At 45.8% G+C, this 16266-nt stretch carries 14 protein-coding genes and 2 pseudogenes; 12 read left to right on the plus strand and 4 right to left on the minus strand.

Going from position 1 to position 16266, the window contains the following annotated elements:
• The 12 genes and pseudogenes from RIG27_RS16590 to RIG27_RS16645 all read left to right on the plus strand — a co-directional run.
• Positions 1–366, plus strand: a pseudogene (locus RIG27_RS16590) (hypothetical protein); the annotation flags it as partial.
• Positions 367–586: 220 nt separating this feature from the next.
• Positions 587–1378, plus strand: coding sequence for a glucose-1-phosphate cytidylyltransferase (gene rfbF / locus RIG27_RS16595; protein ID WP_446346922.1), 792 nt, complete (start codon positions 587–589; stop codon positions 1376–1378).
• Complete coding sequence (locus RIG27_RS16600; protein WP_446346946.1) at positions 1378–2382, plus strand: GDP-mannose 4,6-dehydratase; 1005 nt, start codon at positions 1378–1380, stop codon at positions 2380–2382. Before rfbF ends, RIG27_RS16600 begins: the two co-directional genes overlap by 1 nt.
• 154 nt (positions 2383–2536) lie before the next feature.
• Positions 2537–3466, plus strand: coding sequence for an NAD-dependent epimerase/dehydratase family protein (locus RIG27_RS16605; protein WP_446346924.1), 930 nt, complete (start codon positions 2537–2539; stop codon positions 3464–3466).
• Positions 3463–3876 carry a polysaccharide biosynthesis C-terminal domain-containing protein gene (locus RIG27_RS16610; protein ID WP_446346926.1) on the plus strand — a complete coding sequence of 138 codons (414 nt, stop codon included), beginning with the start codon at positions 3463–3465 and terminating at the stop codon, positions 3874–3876. The genes RIG27_RS16605 and RIG27_RS16610 overlap by 4 nt, the downstream gene beginning before the upstream one ends.
• 2 nt (positions 3877–3878) lie before the next feature.
• The gene (locus RIG27_RS16615) at positions 3879–4910 is read left to right on the plus strand and encodes a glycosyltransferase family A protein (protein WP_446346928.1); all 1032 of its coding nucleotides are present in this window, start codon (positions 3879–3881) and stop codon (positions 4908–4910) included.
• On the plus strand, positions 4907–5878 hold the full coding sequence (locus RIG27_RS16620; protein ID WP_446346930.1) for a hypothetical protein: 972 nt from the start codon (positions 4907–4909) through the stop codon (positions 5876–5878). The genes RIG27_RS16615 and RIG27_RS16620 overlap by 4 nt, the downstream gene beginning before the upstream one ends.
• Positions 5879–5946: 68 nt before the next feature.
• Complete coding sequence (locus tag RIG27_RS16625; protein ID WP_446346932.1) at positions 5947–6897, plus strand: sulfotransferase domain-containing protein; 951 nt, start codon at positions 5947–5949, stop codon at positions 6895–6897.
• 39 nt (positions 6898–6936) lie between these two features.
• Positions 6937–7842, plus strand: a complete 906-nt coding sequence (locus RIG27_RS16630; protein ID WP_446346934.1) for a sulfotransferase domain-containing protein — start codon at positions 6937–6939, stop codon at positions 7840–7842.
• Between the two features lie 288 nt (positions 7843–8130).
• A complete protein-coding gene (locus tag RIG27_RS16635) occupies positions 8131–9123 on the plus strand; it encodes a glycosyltransferase family 2 protein (RefSeq protein ID WP_446346935.1) in 993 nt (330 codons plus the stop codon).
• Positions 9124–9439: 316 nt separating this feature from the next.
• Positions 9440–10051: a serine O-acetyltransferase gene (locus RIG27_RS16640; protein ID WP_446346937.1), complete on the plus strand. Its 612-nt coding sequence runs from the start codon at positions 9440–9442 to the stop codon at positions 10049–10051.
• Positions 10052–10069: 18 nt separating this feature from the next.
• Entirely contained in the window at positions 10070–11290 is a 1221-nt protein-coding gene (locus RIG27_RS16645; RefSeq protein ID WP_446346939.1) for a glycosyltransferase family 2 protein, read from the plus strand.
• 28 nt (positions 11291–11318) lie between these two features.
• Here RIG27_RS16645 and RIG27_RS16650 read toward each other — a convergent pair whose 3' ends face one another.
• The 4 genes and pseudogenes from RIG27_RS16650 to RIG27_RS16665 form a co-directional block, all read right to left on the minus strand.
• Positions 11319–12512 (minus strand): glycosyltransferase family 4 protein, encoded by a 1194-nt coding sequence (locus tag RIG27_RS16650; protein WP_446346940.1) that lies wholly within the window; start codon positions 12510–12512, stop codon positions 11319–11321.
• A gap of 114 nt (positions 12513–12626) precedes the next feature.
• Positions 12627–13898 carry a glycosyltransferase family 4 protein gene (locus RIG27_RS16655; protein WP_446346942.1) on the minus strand — a complete coding sequence of 424 codons (1272 nt, stop codon included), beginning with the start codon at positions 13896–13898 and terminating at the stop codon, positions 12627–12629.
• A 422-nt stretch (positions 13899–14320) separates the two neighbouring features.
• Entirely contained in the window at positions 14321–15571 is a 1251-nt protein-coding gene (gene sigC / locus RIG27_RS16660; protein ID WP_446346944.1) for an RNA polymerase sigma factor SigC, read from the minus strand.
• 554 nt (positions 15572–16125) lie between these two features.
• Positions 16126–16266: pseudogene (locus tag RIG27_RS16665) on the minus strand (IS4-like element ISSysp3 family transposase); the annotation flags it as partial.

The raw sequence follows: 16266 nt of genomic DNA on the forward strand, positions 1-16266 counted from the left end.
ATTTTGTCATCGATTTTATCCAACCGAGGAATAACTCTTTCTTTGTGCAATCCAGCTTACACGAGTTTGATTGGATTGGTTAAATATAGTCGGATGTATGGACTATCATCTGATGTGGCAGCTGCCCTAGCAATTGCCAGAAGAGGCATGAATTTGAGTGAGAGATTGCCACGCTCTGTGTCCGCCTATCTCGGAGTGAATCCGAGAAAGCACGTATGGAGTGCTCTATATCAATTTAATAATTTTATTGGTCGATGCCCTGTAGTCAATCGTAGACACGATTACTACTGTGTCTCTAACTGGGAGCCGTTGGTTAAGGCTGATATCGAGCAACAACGCCGGGTATCAGCCAAGCGCAAGCGTTAACGGTTATCGACCAAAAGTTACACCGTGGACTTATACCAAGGCAGAATTACTTATGGGTAGGTTTGTCTAGGTTTTTAGAAGCGGTTTAACAGCAACCGTCGCTACACCGAATACTTTGCCAAAATACTCAAGCCAGCAACGCAATAAACTTCCGGCTTCGGTAGTGTCCTTAATAACTTAGCCGCTTATAATTTGATTAAAAAGGGAGGACTGAATACTAATGAACACTATCCCCATCGCCATTCTCTGTGGTGGCAAAGGCACCCGCCTCAAAGAAGAAACCGAATTTCGACCCAAACCCATGGTCATGGTCGGCGATCGCCCGATGATCTGGCATATCATGAAAACATACGCCCATTATGGCTTCACTGACTTCCTCCTCTGTTTGGGTTATAAGGGCAACCTGATCCGCGAATACTTCTTCAACTATGACTGGAATCACAACGACGTGATGCTAGAATTAGGCAACAAGCGAGTAACCCGACTCAACTCCAGTCATCCCGAAGAAAACTGGCGGCTTTGGTTAATCGACACCGGACCAGAAACCATGACCGGCGGACGCCTAAAACGCCTCGCCCCTTACCTGGAGCAACTCGGTAGCGACATCTTCATGGCGACTTACGGCGATGGTGTATGTAATGTTAACATAAAAGACCTACTCGACTTCCATCGCCGCCACGGCAAACTAGCCACAATGACTGTCGTTCACCCCGCCTCCCGATTTGGGGAAATGAGCATTGAAAACAACCTAGTCACGTTCTTCCAGGAAAAACCGCAAACCAGTGCTGGTTGGATTAACGGCGGCTATTTTGTCCTGCACCGCCAAGTCTTGGATTTAATCGAGGGAGACGATACCATACTAGAGTCAGACCCCTTAAAAGCCTTAGCCGCCAAGGGAGAACTGGCAGTCTATAAACATGATGGCTTCTGGCAATGTATGGATACTTATCGTGAATTGGAACTCTTGAATAAACTGTATAATTCTGACAAAGCCCTGTGGAAAGTATGGTAATGGACTCATTTTGGCAAGACCGTTCTGTTTTCGTCACCGGCTGTACCGGACTCTTGGGAAGCTGGATGATGCAGGAATTGGTCAATCGAGGGGCAAACGTTGTCGGGTTAGTGCGAGATTGGGTGCCCCAGTCTCGCTTATTTACAGAAGGGTTATCCCAAAAAATAGTCACCGTCTACGGGCGGGTGGAAGATATTGCCACCTTAGAACGAACCCTGAGTGAATACGAAATCGATACCGTCTTCCATTTAGCCGCCCAAACCATAGTTGGCGTCGCCAACCGGGAACCTCTGGGTACCTTTGAAGCCAATATCAAAGGCACCTGGAACCTCCTAGAAGCCTGTCGCCGAGTCGGGGGAGTCAGTCGTATCGTTGTCGCCTCCAGTGACAAAGCCTACGGCGACCAAGAGATTTTACCCTATGACGAAGCTACCCCCCTCCAGGGAGAACATCCCTACGACGTATCCAAAAGTTGTGCTGATTTAATTTGCCGCACCTACTTCGTCAGCTACAACTTACCAGTCTGTATCACCCGATGTGGAAACTTCTACGGTGGCGGTGATCTCAATTTTAACCGGATTGTCCCGGGTACAATTCGCTCAATTTTACGGGAGGAACGCCCGATTATTCGCAGTGATGGTAGCTATATTCGGGATTATTTTTATGTGAAGGATGGGGTATTAGCCTATTTACATCTTGCCGAACAGATGGAACGCCAGGAGATTTGGGGAGAAGCGTTCAATTTTAGTAATGAACTGCAAATTACGGTGCTAGAACTGGTTGAGAAGATTATACGGCTTATGGATAGAAAGGAGCTAGAGCCATTGATTCTCAACCAAGTCAAGAATGAAATTATCCATCAATATCTTTCGGCGCAAAAGGCACGACAATTGTTAAACTGGGAACCTGAATACTCCCTTGATGAAGCCTTAAAAGAAACCATCGATTGGTATCGTGCGTTTTTAATGCCGCATCCAGAACTGACATCATCGGGCACTCGTTGACAACAGTAGGTAGATAGATTCCGCCGAAACATTGTATGGGCGCACTTCTGTGCGCCCATAAAACCTGGCGTGACACACCTAAGCAAGATGAATTGTAGCACCGACATGATATGACACCTGTAAGCATGCCGTATGTTCGGATATAATAACGGTCATGAGTTACCTGAATCAACTAAAAGACCGTCGCGTATTAATCACTGGCGCCAGTGGTTTCATTGGTCGCCATGTTGTCCAATTGGGTCAAGCGGCTGGTGTGGAAATTCATACTCTATCCCGTCAGCCACTAGACACCCCAGGAATAACCTCTTGGACAGGAAATTTAACCGACGACAACCGCATCGCGGAAATTATCACCCAGGTTCGCCCCGATGGTATCCTCCACTTAGCTGCTGGCGGTGTAGCCTATGGCACAGGAAAACCCCCAGATTTACTCCGAGTCAACACCGTCGGCTTAGCTGTGCTGTTAGAAGCCGTCGCATCTGTCGAGTTACAGCCATCAATCGTCATCGCTGGGTCAGGATTTGAATACGCCCCACAAAATCGCCCCCTCAAAGAAACTGATCCCATCGCCCCACCCTCCGCCTATGGCGTATCCAAAGCCGCCTCAACTCTACTCGCCCAACTCTACGCCACTCAGTTACCGATTACCATTCTGCGCTTATTTAGTATCTATGGTCTAGGGGAGCAAGAACCCCGTCTCACTCCTTATATCATCGCTCAAGCCCAACGGGGTCAACACGTAGAAATCACCCTTGGCGAACAACTTCGCGATTATACTTATGTCAAAGATGTCGCCCAAGCCTTTTGGCGGGCATTAACGATTCCCCCTGATAACCAGCAACTCCGGGTATTAAATGTGGCGTCTGGTCAAGCCATTACCCTGCGGGATTTTATCCAGGCAATTGCCGATGAACTCAGCCGCCATCATATCACTGCTGATTTGCGATTTGGGGCTAAACCCTACCGACCCAATGAACTGATGAACTATACTGCAGATATCAGCAAACTTCAAAACCATCTCAATTGGTTGCCCACAACCTCACTCCAACAGGGACTAGCGGAAATGGTAGAGGAACAACTGTGAATAAACTAGACAAGGTTAACTTAATCCCCAGAACATTGAGAAGTGACGACCGAGGTTGGTTCCTCAAAGTCATTGATGGCAAAGAACAGGGACTTCCCCATCACACCGGCGAAGTTTACCTCACTCTAGCTGTACCCGGTCAAAACCGGGGCGGTCATTACCACGTCAAAGCCCATGAATGGTTTACCGTGGTTCAAGGTAGCGCCCTGGTCAGTTTAGCCGATACCTCCACCCATGAACAACGGGAAATGACTTTAACCGCCACTGAACCCGTTACCTTAGTGGTTCCACCCGGTATTGCCCATATTTTTCGCAATCCCCCAGATAGCCATGAGCCGATGCTGTTAGTCGCCTACTCGGATGAATTATACGACCCCGCTGACACCATCCCCTATTCGTTCAACTCATAAGCATGACCACTCAGCTTGACATTAAACATCCAACCCAACCCGCCATTGGCATTCAGCCCACAGTGACACTGCTGATTCCTGTGTATAAAGGTGGTGCGTACTGGCAAGAGTGCTGGCAAAGTGTCACCCCCTTAGCCCATAAATTTGATCGCATCCTGGTTAGTTTTAATTATAGTGAGTTACAACAGCAAGACTTGCAGGTGGTTGAAGCCGATAAACCGGATAATGTGGAGGTCATCGTTCAACCCCAACTCCTCCCCACCATCACCGCCCATCTTGTCTCCCTGATTGACCACGTTGACACCGATTATATTTTTTTCTTATGTGCTGATGATTGGCTGCTGGAAGCGGGATTAGTAGAAGCCCTGGAACTGTTACGGAATCATGGCAATCAGCATATCTCAATCGTCGGGTCTCATGAATGGTATGAAACCACTGAGTGCTATTCAATCGTAACCCAACATCTATCAACGTTTCCCCAAGGAATGCAGCCGCCCGACTATATCCTGATGGATATGCACAGTCGCTTTTTCATCCAATTATCGGGTCTAATTACATCAACATCTAGCCTAAGAACCTGCCAGCCCATGATGAAGATGTTTTCCACAGGCTGGCGATTGGATGACTTTGTCGCCGCCCACCCCGGAATCAACCGATTACAGCAAAGCTTACAACCCAGCGTTAGGATTAGGAGACATCCAGGACAAGTGAGTCAACAAGGCGCTCTGGTTAGACTCAGTACGGTGACAGACAATGTGAGCTATTATTTGATCCAAGCCTTCCACAGTTCAGATCCTCTATTAATCTCTCGTGCTGTGGAAAAGGTATATCGAAGTTGGAGCCAATGTCAACTTATTCCTCATTTTCTCCCAGCAGGTTGGCACATCCTGCGCCTGGTGCTAGCTAGCTTAACTTGGCAGAATTGTCCGGGTCGCCTAAAAACGATAGGCTATTTAGGGCTTTATGCGCCCCAAGTCTTCTCCGGCGTTTTCAATCAAATCGTTTCTAGAATAAGAAGGAGATTATCTCCATGAAGATAGTCTTTACCGTTGGTTCTTTATCGAGTCAAGAGGACTTAGAATTCCAGGGGGAAACCAACCCCGATGCTCAAACAGGATTATCCCCCCTCCACCAATTAAAATCCCGATTGTCAGGCTTAGGGTTTCACGTCGTAATAACTCGCCAGCCAATTGCCTTAGAGCAAGCCGATATAGCTGTATTTTGGAATATAGACAAAACCTTGTATAAAGACTGTCTTTCCCTACCCGAACAACTCCCTTGCCTGCTCATCTGCAATCAATCTCATCTTGATGGGGGATATAACTTGGAGACTCTTTCCAGCAAAGGCTGGGTCGCTGTCTTAACCTGGAATCGCTCCTTCCAAGCTCCTCACATTTTACACTATGATATGCCCTTTTTCTACGATAAATCAGTCCTAGAAAAAAAAGTTTGGGAAGCCGATGTAGGCTCTTCCCGTTTAACTAAGAGTTCGGCGCGAGGCGTGGCGTTGAGCCATGCTAAACAGGACAAAAGGGGACTAATACCCCAAATAAATTCCCTTTATCGAGAATTGGCAACGGCTGGACATATAGATTTAGTCGAAGTTACTGGGACTTTACCACAAAACAAAATAGAGACACTAAGAAAATATCCCTACTCCCTTGTGGCGGAGGAAGCACTTTGTCCTGGCTACGTCACCAAAACACTAGCGGATAGTATCATCGCCGGAATTCCCGCGATTTACTTGGGCGATGTCACCACAGCCGAACGACGATTTCCGGGATGTTTTGTTCAGCTTAAGGATTTATCGGTGGATTCGTTCCTGCAAGCTCAGCAAGAGTTGCTCGAAAGCTATGATAGTCTACAGCAGAATATTCTCAGCGTCCGCCAAGACTCTCACACTTGGGGGCAAAACTTTCTAGATGTGGTTGAGAAAGTGCTGATTCAGGTAAGAAACCAGAAGCAAACTATTGGAGGACGAAGCCTTTGTCCAGAAAACTAAATGGTTCCACTCTACTAAGTGAACACTCATCTGCCTTTTACTGTACTTGACACCATTTTATATCCAAGATGACTACGATTTATTTACACATTGGTTTACCGAAAACAGGTACAAGTTCTATACAAAGTTTTTTGTTAGATAACAGAGAAATTCTTTTAGATAAAGGGTTTTTATATCCCTTAGCGGGTAGACCAGAAACCTGTCCTTTTCCGCAAATTCGTGTCGGTCACCACAGTCTCGCCCATGAATTAACCCAAGCAAAAAATGACCTTTCCAATTCCCCTATCTGGGAGGAGGTTCAGCAAGAAATTAAGAGGATTGGCAGTGAAAAGGTTATTATTAGCGCAGAATATTTTACGTTGATATTAGAGGCAGATAAAATCTCCCGATTAAAAAATTATCTATCCGAGTACGAAACTAAAATTGTAATTTATCTGAGAAGGCAAGATGACTATTTGACCTCTCTTTATTGTGAACAAGTGAAGATGGGTTCAGAAAGCAGTACAATTCAAGAGTTTATCGAACAAAACAAAGCCTACGGGGATTACTATAATTTACTTCAAATGTGGCGTAAACTATTTGGTCATGAGAATTTAATTGTTAAAGTTTATGAAAAAAGTCAATTTAAAAATGGATTAATTAATGATTTCCTAAATTCGATTGATTTTCCTCTAGAGGCAAGTCAAATGAAGTATAATTCCCTTTCCCTTTCTTCAAATATTTCCCAAAGCCGAAAAGCGACAAAGATAATGCGTTTTTTGAATCAAATCAATGGCGGCAATACTCCCTTTCAGAAACGTGTAAAAAGAAAAATGGTTAACTTGTACCATGAAGTTTTATCTACTGAAAATTATCTATCTAACATAATCGTGAAAATACCCAATTTTATAGTCAACGATGAACTGATTTCAGTTCAAGATAGAATAGACCTTTTGCAGAAATTTGCCGAATCAAATCGCCGAGTAGCAGAGGATTATCTGGGACGGCAAAATGGTCAACTGTTTTACTCCACTTTATAGCCGATTTTTCAATATAAATTTTATCAGATTGATTGCTATATGACTACAATTTATCTTCACATTGGAACACACAAGACTGGAACAACGACCCTACAAAAATTCTTGTCTAGCAATAGGCAAAAGCTTTTAGAAAAACGTGTTTTATATCCATCAAGTCCAGATTGTCACCATAAACTGCTGCAAAACAAGGGTAAAGATAAACCTTGGGGTCTTAATCTTGACGAATGGAAATATTTGATCCAAGAAATTAAATCGGAGAATCCTGAAAAGATTGTAGTCAGTTCAGAGAATTTTTGCAGACTATACTTTGAAGATGTTCATAAAGTGAAGGATAATTTGTCAGGCTACAACACTAAGATAATAGTTTATATAAGAAGACAGGATGATTACTTTGCCTCTTTATACTGTCAAGCCATAAAAACAGCTCATCATTGGGATCGTCTGAAAAAACATATTTCGGATAATAAAACTTATGATAATTATTATCAAATGCTAGAACCTTGGAAACAAGCATTCGGCAAAGAAAACCTAATTATTAGGGTGTATGAAAAAGAGCAGTTATCCGATGGGTTACTCAATGATTTTTTGAAATCTATACATATCACATCCGAAGGCTTAGACTTCAAAAAAGCTCAGCAAACCAACATTTCTCCAAGTATAAGAACAATAAAAATTATCCAATTGTTAAGTGATATTGCTATCGGGAAAATGTCTATCTCTAAGAAGAAAATGACTGGACTCTACTATACCTATTTAATTCCTGATACTAACCTGTCCCGACTAATAGCAAATTTACCTGATTTTTTGCTCAGTAATGAGTTGATGACAACTCAAGAGCGAGTTGATATCCTCAAGGAATTTGAAGAGTCTAATCGAAAGGTAGCTCAAGAATACTTAGGGCGACCCGATGGTCAGTTATTCTATTCAACTCCCATTGTAGGATAATATACTTTCTCAAAGGGACTCTGGCGACTGAAAGTCGCAGCTACACAAACAACGTCCGCCTACGCGGACTAGACTATATATAAAAGGGGTAGTAAACATTGCCACAGGGTATGAGCATTGGCTGCATCAATCACCCATTAGACCACTCGTAGGACGACCGACTTAGTACGTTTTGCAAGCAATTAAGCACCAGCGCCAACGCCGGTACTTCTTTACCTATTTCAAAAAGGCTCAAGGCTGTTTCCTGAATAAAAATTATACCTGTTGCGAGATCGCGAGTCTATCCTCATGTCTAATATCACTGAACCCAATTCCCCTTACCCGGTGTTGGTCGTTATTCTCAACTACCGCACCCCCAGCATGACTATCGATTGCCTCCACTCCATAGTCGGAGAAATCCAATCCCTACCCGGTACTCGCGTTGTAGTTACCGACAACGCCTCTGGCGACGGGTCAGTCGAACAAATCAGCACCGCCATAGAAACCGAAGGTTGGAGTGACTGGGCATCGGTTATGCCCCTAGACCACAACGGCGGCTACGCTTTCGGCAACAATGCAGCAATCCGTCCAGCCCTAGAGTCAACCAATCCCCCTCCCTATATCCTACTCCTCAACCCGGACACGATCGCACGCCCTAATGCCATCAAAAGCTTAGTCAACTTCATGAACGAACATCCCGACGTAGGAATCGCCGGAAGTCGTTTAGAAGACCCCGATGGCACCCCTCAATGTTCAGCCTTTCGCTTTCATACAGTCCTCAGTGAAGTGGATAGCGGTTTCCGTCTAGGCGTCGTCTCGAAACTATTGACAAAATGGGTGGTATGGCCCCCCGTTCCCGAACAAGCCTGTCCCACCGACTGGGTTGCGGGTGCTAGCATGATTGTCCGTCGTGAAGTATTTGAACAGGTGGGCTTACTCGATGAAGACTACTTCATGTACTACGAAGAAATGGACTTTTGCCTACAGGCAAAAAAAGCTGGTTGGAGTTGCTGGTACGTCCCTGAAAGTCGAGTCGTCCACCTCGTGGGACAAAGTTCCGGCGTCACCGACACCAAACGCCCCCGCAAACGCCGTCCCCAGTACTGGTTTAATTCCCGGCGACGGTACTTTCTCAAAAACTACGGTTGGCTGTACGCTTCCCTGGCGGATATATCGTGGGCTTCAGGTTTTGCCCTGTGGCGCTTGCGCCGAGTGCTTCAACGTAAACCTGATACTGATCCGCCCCAACTGTTGGCAGATTTTGTCCGCAATAGCGTATTTTTCAAGGGCGGTGTATCATAGCGATCAAACTATTGTCGTGTTTAAGTTTAAGTCAACTTTAGCCATGGCGATTGGAAATCGCGGCTAGACAAACAAAGTCCGCCTACGCGGACTAATACCGAAAAACTAGAGGGAGCATTCCGATTTTGCGCGTTAGCTCTTTTTATAGGGCTGAAACCATTGAAATATCGTTGCTTTGGGGAATAGGGTTTCCAAAATGGGATGCTCCCAAACTAGAGATGTGGAAACCCGCGCAGGCGGGTTTAGTTTGTGTAGCTGCGGTTACCCTACGGGAAGCCGCTCCGCGTCTACAACCGCCCAGTTAACAAGAAAAACTATGATCACACAGCCAGAGATACAATCTAATATAGAGGAATCAGTCCCTAACAATCTCGGACTCTGGCAACAAATCAAAGAAGACTGGATTGCCCATGGACGCGATTGGACAAGACCCGGATTCCGCGCCGTCGCCGTTCAGCGCTTTGGCGTCTGGCGTATGAAAATCCAACCCAAACTCTTGCGAGCGCCCTTTAGCATCCTTTACCGGGCATTCTATCGCAAAATTCGTAACACCTACGGAATTGAATTACCTTACACCGTACAACTGGGTCGCCGGGTTATCATCGAGCATCAGCATAGCATCATCATCCATGGAGACTGTGCGATCGGCGCCGATTGTATTATCCGCCAAGGTGTTACTCTCGGCAATCGTTACCTGAATCAACCCTTTGATGCACCAAAATTGGGAACTCATGTCAACGTCGGTGCGGGTGCGAAAATCTTTGGCAATGTCACCATTGGAGATAATGCCAATATTGGTGCTAATGCAGTGGTTCTTTGTGATGTTCCAGCCGGTGCAACTGCAGTGGGAGTCCCTGCCAAAGTTATCACTCCCCTCAGGTCAGATCCCAATCCTGGAGTACTAGAAACAGATTATCAGCCAACTTAAAATAGGGGTTTTCCTGTGATGTCAACCAATCAGCCAATAGTTCTAATTGTGGAAATTATCCTATCTGTAATCGCATTGGCATTGCTTATCCCCATAGCGGTTGTGTTTATCGAATGCATAGCAGCGTTCTTCCCACCGCGTCGAGACAAAGAAGAAACGCCAGCACCCCGCCCCAAGGTGACCATTTTAATGCCAGCACACAACGAAGCCTCTGATATTGCTGCCACTCTGAAGACCATACTTCCTCAGTTAACCGACTCAGACCAACTGATCGTCATTGCTGATAACTGCACAGATAACACAGCCGAGGTTGTGCGTCAAGCCGGCGCAACGGCGATTGAACGAGAGAATCTAGATTTGAGGGGTAAAGGATACGCCTTAGATTACGGCTTACGCTGCATCGAGACAGAACCCCCTGATGTACTGGTACTCGTTGACGCCGACTGCCAAGTTAGTCCCGGTTCAATTGATAAAATCGCCCGACTAGCAGCGGATTCAGAACGCCCGGTTCAAGCTACTTACCTGATGACTCAGCCCGAAAATCCTGGAGTCAATGATTTGATCTCAACCTTAGCACTGCGGGTGAAAAACTTAGTTCGTCCCCTAGGACTCACGCGATTGGGATTACCTTGTTTGTTGATGGGTTCCGGGATGGCATTACCGTGGTCATTGATGAGTAAGATCTCCTTAGCAGGATGTAAAACAGTGGATGATATGCAATTGGCTGTGGATTTAGCCATTGCTGGACATCCGCCCTTATTTTGCCAAGATGCCCAAGTTCAAGGGCGTCTGATGAAAGATAAAGCCGCTAAAAGCCAAAAAGCCCGTTGGGAACATGGTCATTTAGAGATGTTGTTCACTGAAGTTCCTCGACTGCTGAAAGAATTTATCTCTCAAAGACGGTTTGATCTACTCGCCCTTGCTCTAGAATTAGCTGCACCTCCCCTTTCGCTGTTACTCTTAATCTGGGCAGCAGCTACAGGGGGAGCATTAGTAGCGGCAGTATTGGGAGTATCCTGGATGCCAGGGATTGTGTTGGCATTAGAAGGACTACTGATTCTGATCTCAGTGATTGGGTCTTGGGCTAAGTTTTGCCGTGCAGATATACCAGGACGGACGCTTTTGGCTGTTCCCTTTTACATCTTATGGAAGGTTTCCCTCTACCCCGCTTTTCTGGTCAAGCCTCAGAGTCGCTGGTTAAAAACCGAACGGGATACAGTGGATGTAACTGAGTCGTGATTGGTAGCTATATCTCTTTCCCTGTTAGTCATGATTTGGAGCCTTTTCTTTCAGCCAGAAATAGATAGTAAGCATCAGTTGTCCGTTTTATCTGCTGCTGGATACTTAGTTGTTTTTCCGCCCAAGCCCGTGCAGCAGGTCGCATCTGCTGTAAGCTCTCTCGGTTTCCGAGTACTTCAAGACCTTTAGTGATAAAACTGTCTCGATCAATCTCGCAGCTAAAACCTGTAATGCCTTCACGGATTGTAAATTCCCAGCCACCGGTACGAGTACCTAAAACTGGACATCCACAGGCTAATGCCTCAACTGTTACAAGTGCAAAACCCTCCTCCAGACTAGGTAAGAGTAATATGTCTGCTGACCAGTAGGCTAAGCGTGGATTATCGACCCAGTTATGGAGTTGGCATACATCTTCCAGATCCAAAGTGTGAATACGTTCTTGTAATACCTCTTTGAGCGAACCCATTCCAAACAGAGCAAACCGTAATGCTTTTAAACCAACATCCCGCGCTGCTGCTGCTAATGCCACGACCGCATCAGGTTGCTTTCGTTCAATAAAATTACCCAGGAATACAGCCATTATTTCATTTTCACCTACGCCAAATCGCATCCGGGCTTCCTCACGTTCTACTTCAGTAGGTGGGCGAAAATGATCACAATCTGTACCATTGGTAATGAATTCAACATCTTTTGGTTTAACGCCGAGTTTTGTCGTGACATACTCCACAGCTTTGGGGTTGAGTGCGATTATGCGGTGTGCTAGGGGGGAAAAGTATTTACGAACGAATCCCAGGTCTAATGCTCCCACCTGATCAACAAAGACAGAATTGTGCAGGGTGAAAAAATCAGGTTTGCGACCAGCGAGTATGCACATTAGTGAAGGAGCGCGACCATGTACGTGCACAATATGAGGTTTGAACACTTTAAGGTAGTGTCGGACTTGTCTCACGCAGCCTAGCAGCTTAGGAATCTTCCGCGACCATTTAACTTGCTGATAGTTTACTCCAATTTCGACAAGCTTATCGATTCCTTCCCCACTGTTACCGATGAGCATGACTTCATAGCCAAAGGAAACAAGAGCGCTGCTGAGCTGTTTGACAGCAACGCTAGCTCCCCCACCCGTGATGTGAGTTGGTCCAAACTGCATGATCCGTAAGGAAGTCTCTGGCTTATTTGTTAATGAGCTATTCATTATAATATTACTGTTATCTGGTTGATTCATTCAGGGACAACACGCTAAGGATGAACGCAGGATAAACATACACCGCCATTGTTTTGCATAGTTATGCATACTTATGTATAGATATGATTAGGTTTTTAGAAGCAGTAGAGAAATTTAGGGTTGAGTCCAAAAATTGGGTTTTATATTTTGACAACCTGTAAACCATTTATATATCTCTAACGTCTTCCGAGCTTTAGCATCCCAGGAATAATAGCTAATAGCATGGTGGTGTGCTGCAACGCCCAAGCGAGAAACGCGATCAGGAGCTGTAACAAGCTGTTCGAGTTCCTCCTGAAAACGCTTCACCAGATGCTTAAAATCTCCTAACGGAATCTTAATTCCCCGATCCGGTTCTACGAGTGTGGCAGGTCCACCGTAATCGACAACAACGCAAGCCATACCGCATGCCATCGCCTCAACCACTACTCCAGCCCCCAATTCTCGAATAGAAGAAAATGCCAAAATTTCAGCTTGGCGCATCAACTCTCCTACCTCATTTTGGGATTTTTGACCCGTTAGCTTAACGCACTCATCCAAACCTTGTTCTTCGATAATCTGCTCAAGTCTAGGTCGTTCTGGTCCTTCCCCAACGATCACAAGTTGGTGCTGCTGCAACACTGAACTATTGGCAAAAGCGCGAACCACCACTTCTGGCAACTTATAGGGGACAAGCCTTCCCACAAATAAGATTGTCATTTGTTTGTGTTGGCAGCGGTTTGGCAATGTAAACAGTTCCAGATCGATGCCGACTTCAGGAAAATTAATCGTCTTGGATGTGACGGAAGTTGGTAAGTCGGCAATAGTGTGTTCAAAAGCGGCAAGAATACCCCCTGCACGACTATAGGTTGAACGGTAATAAGGTAGTAATTTATAGGCATTACGTAAATAGCTAAGCCATTCGCGCTCACGGCTCAACTCTACAGTAAACTGTCGGGGCCAGGGTAGATTGCCGTTCAACGGTCCGAGCAAAAAAGGAACTGGACTCCATTTAGCCATCGGACTAGGCAATGTTGGAGACATGGGGGTGATGCGATGAACAACATCAAATTGCCCTTTCCGTAAATCTTCGCGAAAACGTTTCCAGGCATACCACTCGAAAGCCAGATAGCTAGGATAATTCATCGCCATTTGAATAGTCCAGCCCATATTTTTACCCCCCCGAAGAGTGGTTGCTAACTTATAAATGGGTGCGGCAATTTTTTCTGTATCGAGATAAACAACCTCAGCCTTACCCATTCCTTCTCGATCGATATTGGGCTGATTCCGAATTTGGGTAGCAACTGTAACATCGGCATAATTGGCGATGGCACGGGCAAACTTATAACCGACTACGGGTAAAGAAGGCCAGTCAGGATTGCAATCATCAGCAAGGATTAGTACGCGCATAGTTGATTCAATTCCTGTTTTATTAATCCACCAACTGACTAAGCTACCCTAGCAATCGGCTCAGATGGATTAGTAATACACTAAACAATACTCTAATTCGCTATAAAAGTCTACTGACTGGCTGGTTGATGATTAGTTAGGATAAAGGGTGGGCGATGCCCACCCTACTGGCTTGGCAAGCTTAAAACAGTGGTCAAGTATTTTCTAAAACCCTTATGAGAGTAGCGATCCAGAAAAATTTTACCCACAACTTTAAGCTTGCCAGCCTACTACCCATGTAACCTGGAGTTCAATGGGAGCATCCCGTTTTGGACAAAGCATTACCTAAGGTAATGCAATTGTAAGGGTTTCAGCCCCATTCAAAGAGCCAACGTGCCAAATTGGGATGCTCCCAGTTAAACAACCTAACCGAGAACAGAACCTTAACTCAACGCTTCCAGATAATCCCGCACCCGATTCCGCCGCTTAGGTTGGCGCAACTTCTGCAACGCCTTCGCTTCAATTTGCCGCACCCGTTCGCGAGACAGTTCCAGCGCCCGCCCAATCTCAGCTAAGGAGTAGGGATGTCCATCGCCCAAACCAAACCGCATACAAATCACATCCCGTTCGCGACTGGTTAAATCAGCTAGGAGTTGGTGTAAATCCCGTTGTAAAGCCTCTCGCATCAATACGTCTTCTGGGGAGGTTTCCTCAGTTTCCAGCAAATCCCCCAGTTCCGTATCCTTCTCCTTTCCAACTTTAATCTCCAAGGAAACCGATCGCGGAACTCGCATCAGCACTTCCCGTACCTGGGGCGCATCCATTTCCAACTCTTTAGCGATATCCTCAATCGTGGCGGTGCGCCCTTGTTCCTGAGAAATCTTCCGCTGGGCTTTCTTAATCTTATTCAGCTTTTCGGTAATATGAACCGGTAAGCGAATCGTCCGGCTTTGAGTCGCGATCGCACGAGTAATTCCCTGACGAATCCACCAATAGGCATAGGTACTAAACCGATACCCCTTCGTCGGATCAAATTTCTCAACTGCCCGTTCTAATCCTAAGGTTCCTTCCTGAATCAAATCCAGCAGTTCTAACCCGCGATTTTGATATTTTTTCGCCACCGACACCACCAGGCGCAGGTTGGCTTTAATCATGTGTTCCTTCGCCTGCAACCCTTGGGCTTGAACCTGTTCTAGTTCCTTAACCGTCAGTTCAGCTAACTCCGCCCAACGCCGTTTTCCTTCGATCAGACTTGGCTTCAGGGTAGCCACCTCCACCCCAGCGGTTGTCGCCCAGCGTTCTAAGGAGGGACGATGACCTAACTGAGAGGCTAAACGGTCATGGGTTTCGATTAAATGAACGAAATGCTCAATAACTTGCTCCTCTGGTGTGGCGAACTGTGCTCGCAAGTCCAATAATCGCATATAGCGCTGAACTTTTTGAGCTTCTGAAACTTCTTCATCTCGTCTTAATAAACGAACCCGACCGATTTCTTGAAGATATAACCGTACCAAATCAGTAGTACGGCGGTTGGCACTTTTAGCAAAGCTAGTCGTGTCGATATCCTCTTCAATATCTGGATCAACGAAATCATCCACAGAATTGTCTATATCGCTGTGGGTATCATGCAAATCCAGGCTGTAGGTAGGCTGGTCGTGGTCGAATTCCGTGTCGGCAAAAGGAGTGGCTGGCATAGTGATCTCTTAGATTACGACCGATAACGACACTTGATCGAAGTGTGTCATCACTTATGATTAGAATTCCCACCCTTGATGACCGGATAACAGCGTTTTCGTTTTTCTCAGCGATAAGGGTTACCTGTTTTTCCAGGAAACCCTTACTGAGATTTACTGCTAACGCATCGCCCCAGTTTCCGTTTTTACAGAATGTTCAGCATTTTGGGCTTAAACTCTGTCTCAGGTTAGATAACTGGGCTTCTCCTCTAGCAGATAGTATACGCGATACCCTCTTGGGGAATGAGTAACCTTAGTCAAAGGCTGTATTAATCTACATCACCCATCGGACGGATTCCTGAAGGATTATTTATATTTGTCCAGAAAACCGTTTGTTGACTGGGGTATCGTCTGCGAAAACTGGATGGATAGCATCGGGTCATACCGCTAATTCCATCTCTTTCTATTCCATTGTATAGAACAATGAATAGGCAGTAGGTAACAATTTACATTTTGAATTGGTTTGTCGGGTGTCGGGAGAAACCAAAGTCCTTGAAGTTCCCTCCCCTTGGCAACTACGGTGTACACACAAGTGGAGTCTGAGCAAGTTTCCACCCCAGGAAAAGCGACTCAAACTTCCGCAAACCCTTGACGAGAGTGGGCATTCCTGGAGGACGTTGGGAACGATAACCCGACCATCCTCCCAGGCGTGCAAT

It is taken from the genome of Coleofasciculus sp. F4-SAH-05 (genome assembly GCF_040222985.1).
Taxonomy (GTDB): domain Bacteria; phylum Cyanobacteriota; class Cyanobacteriia; order Cyanobacteriales; family Coleofasciculaceae; genus Coleofasciculus; species Coleofasciculus chthonoplastes.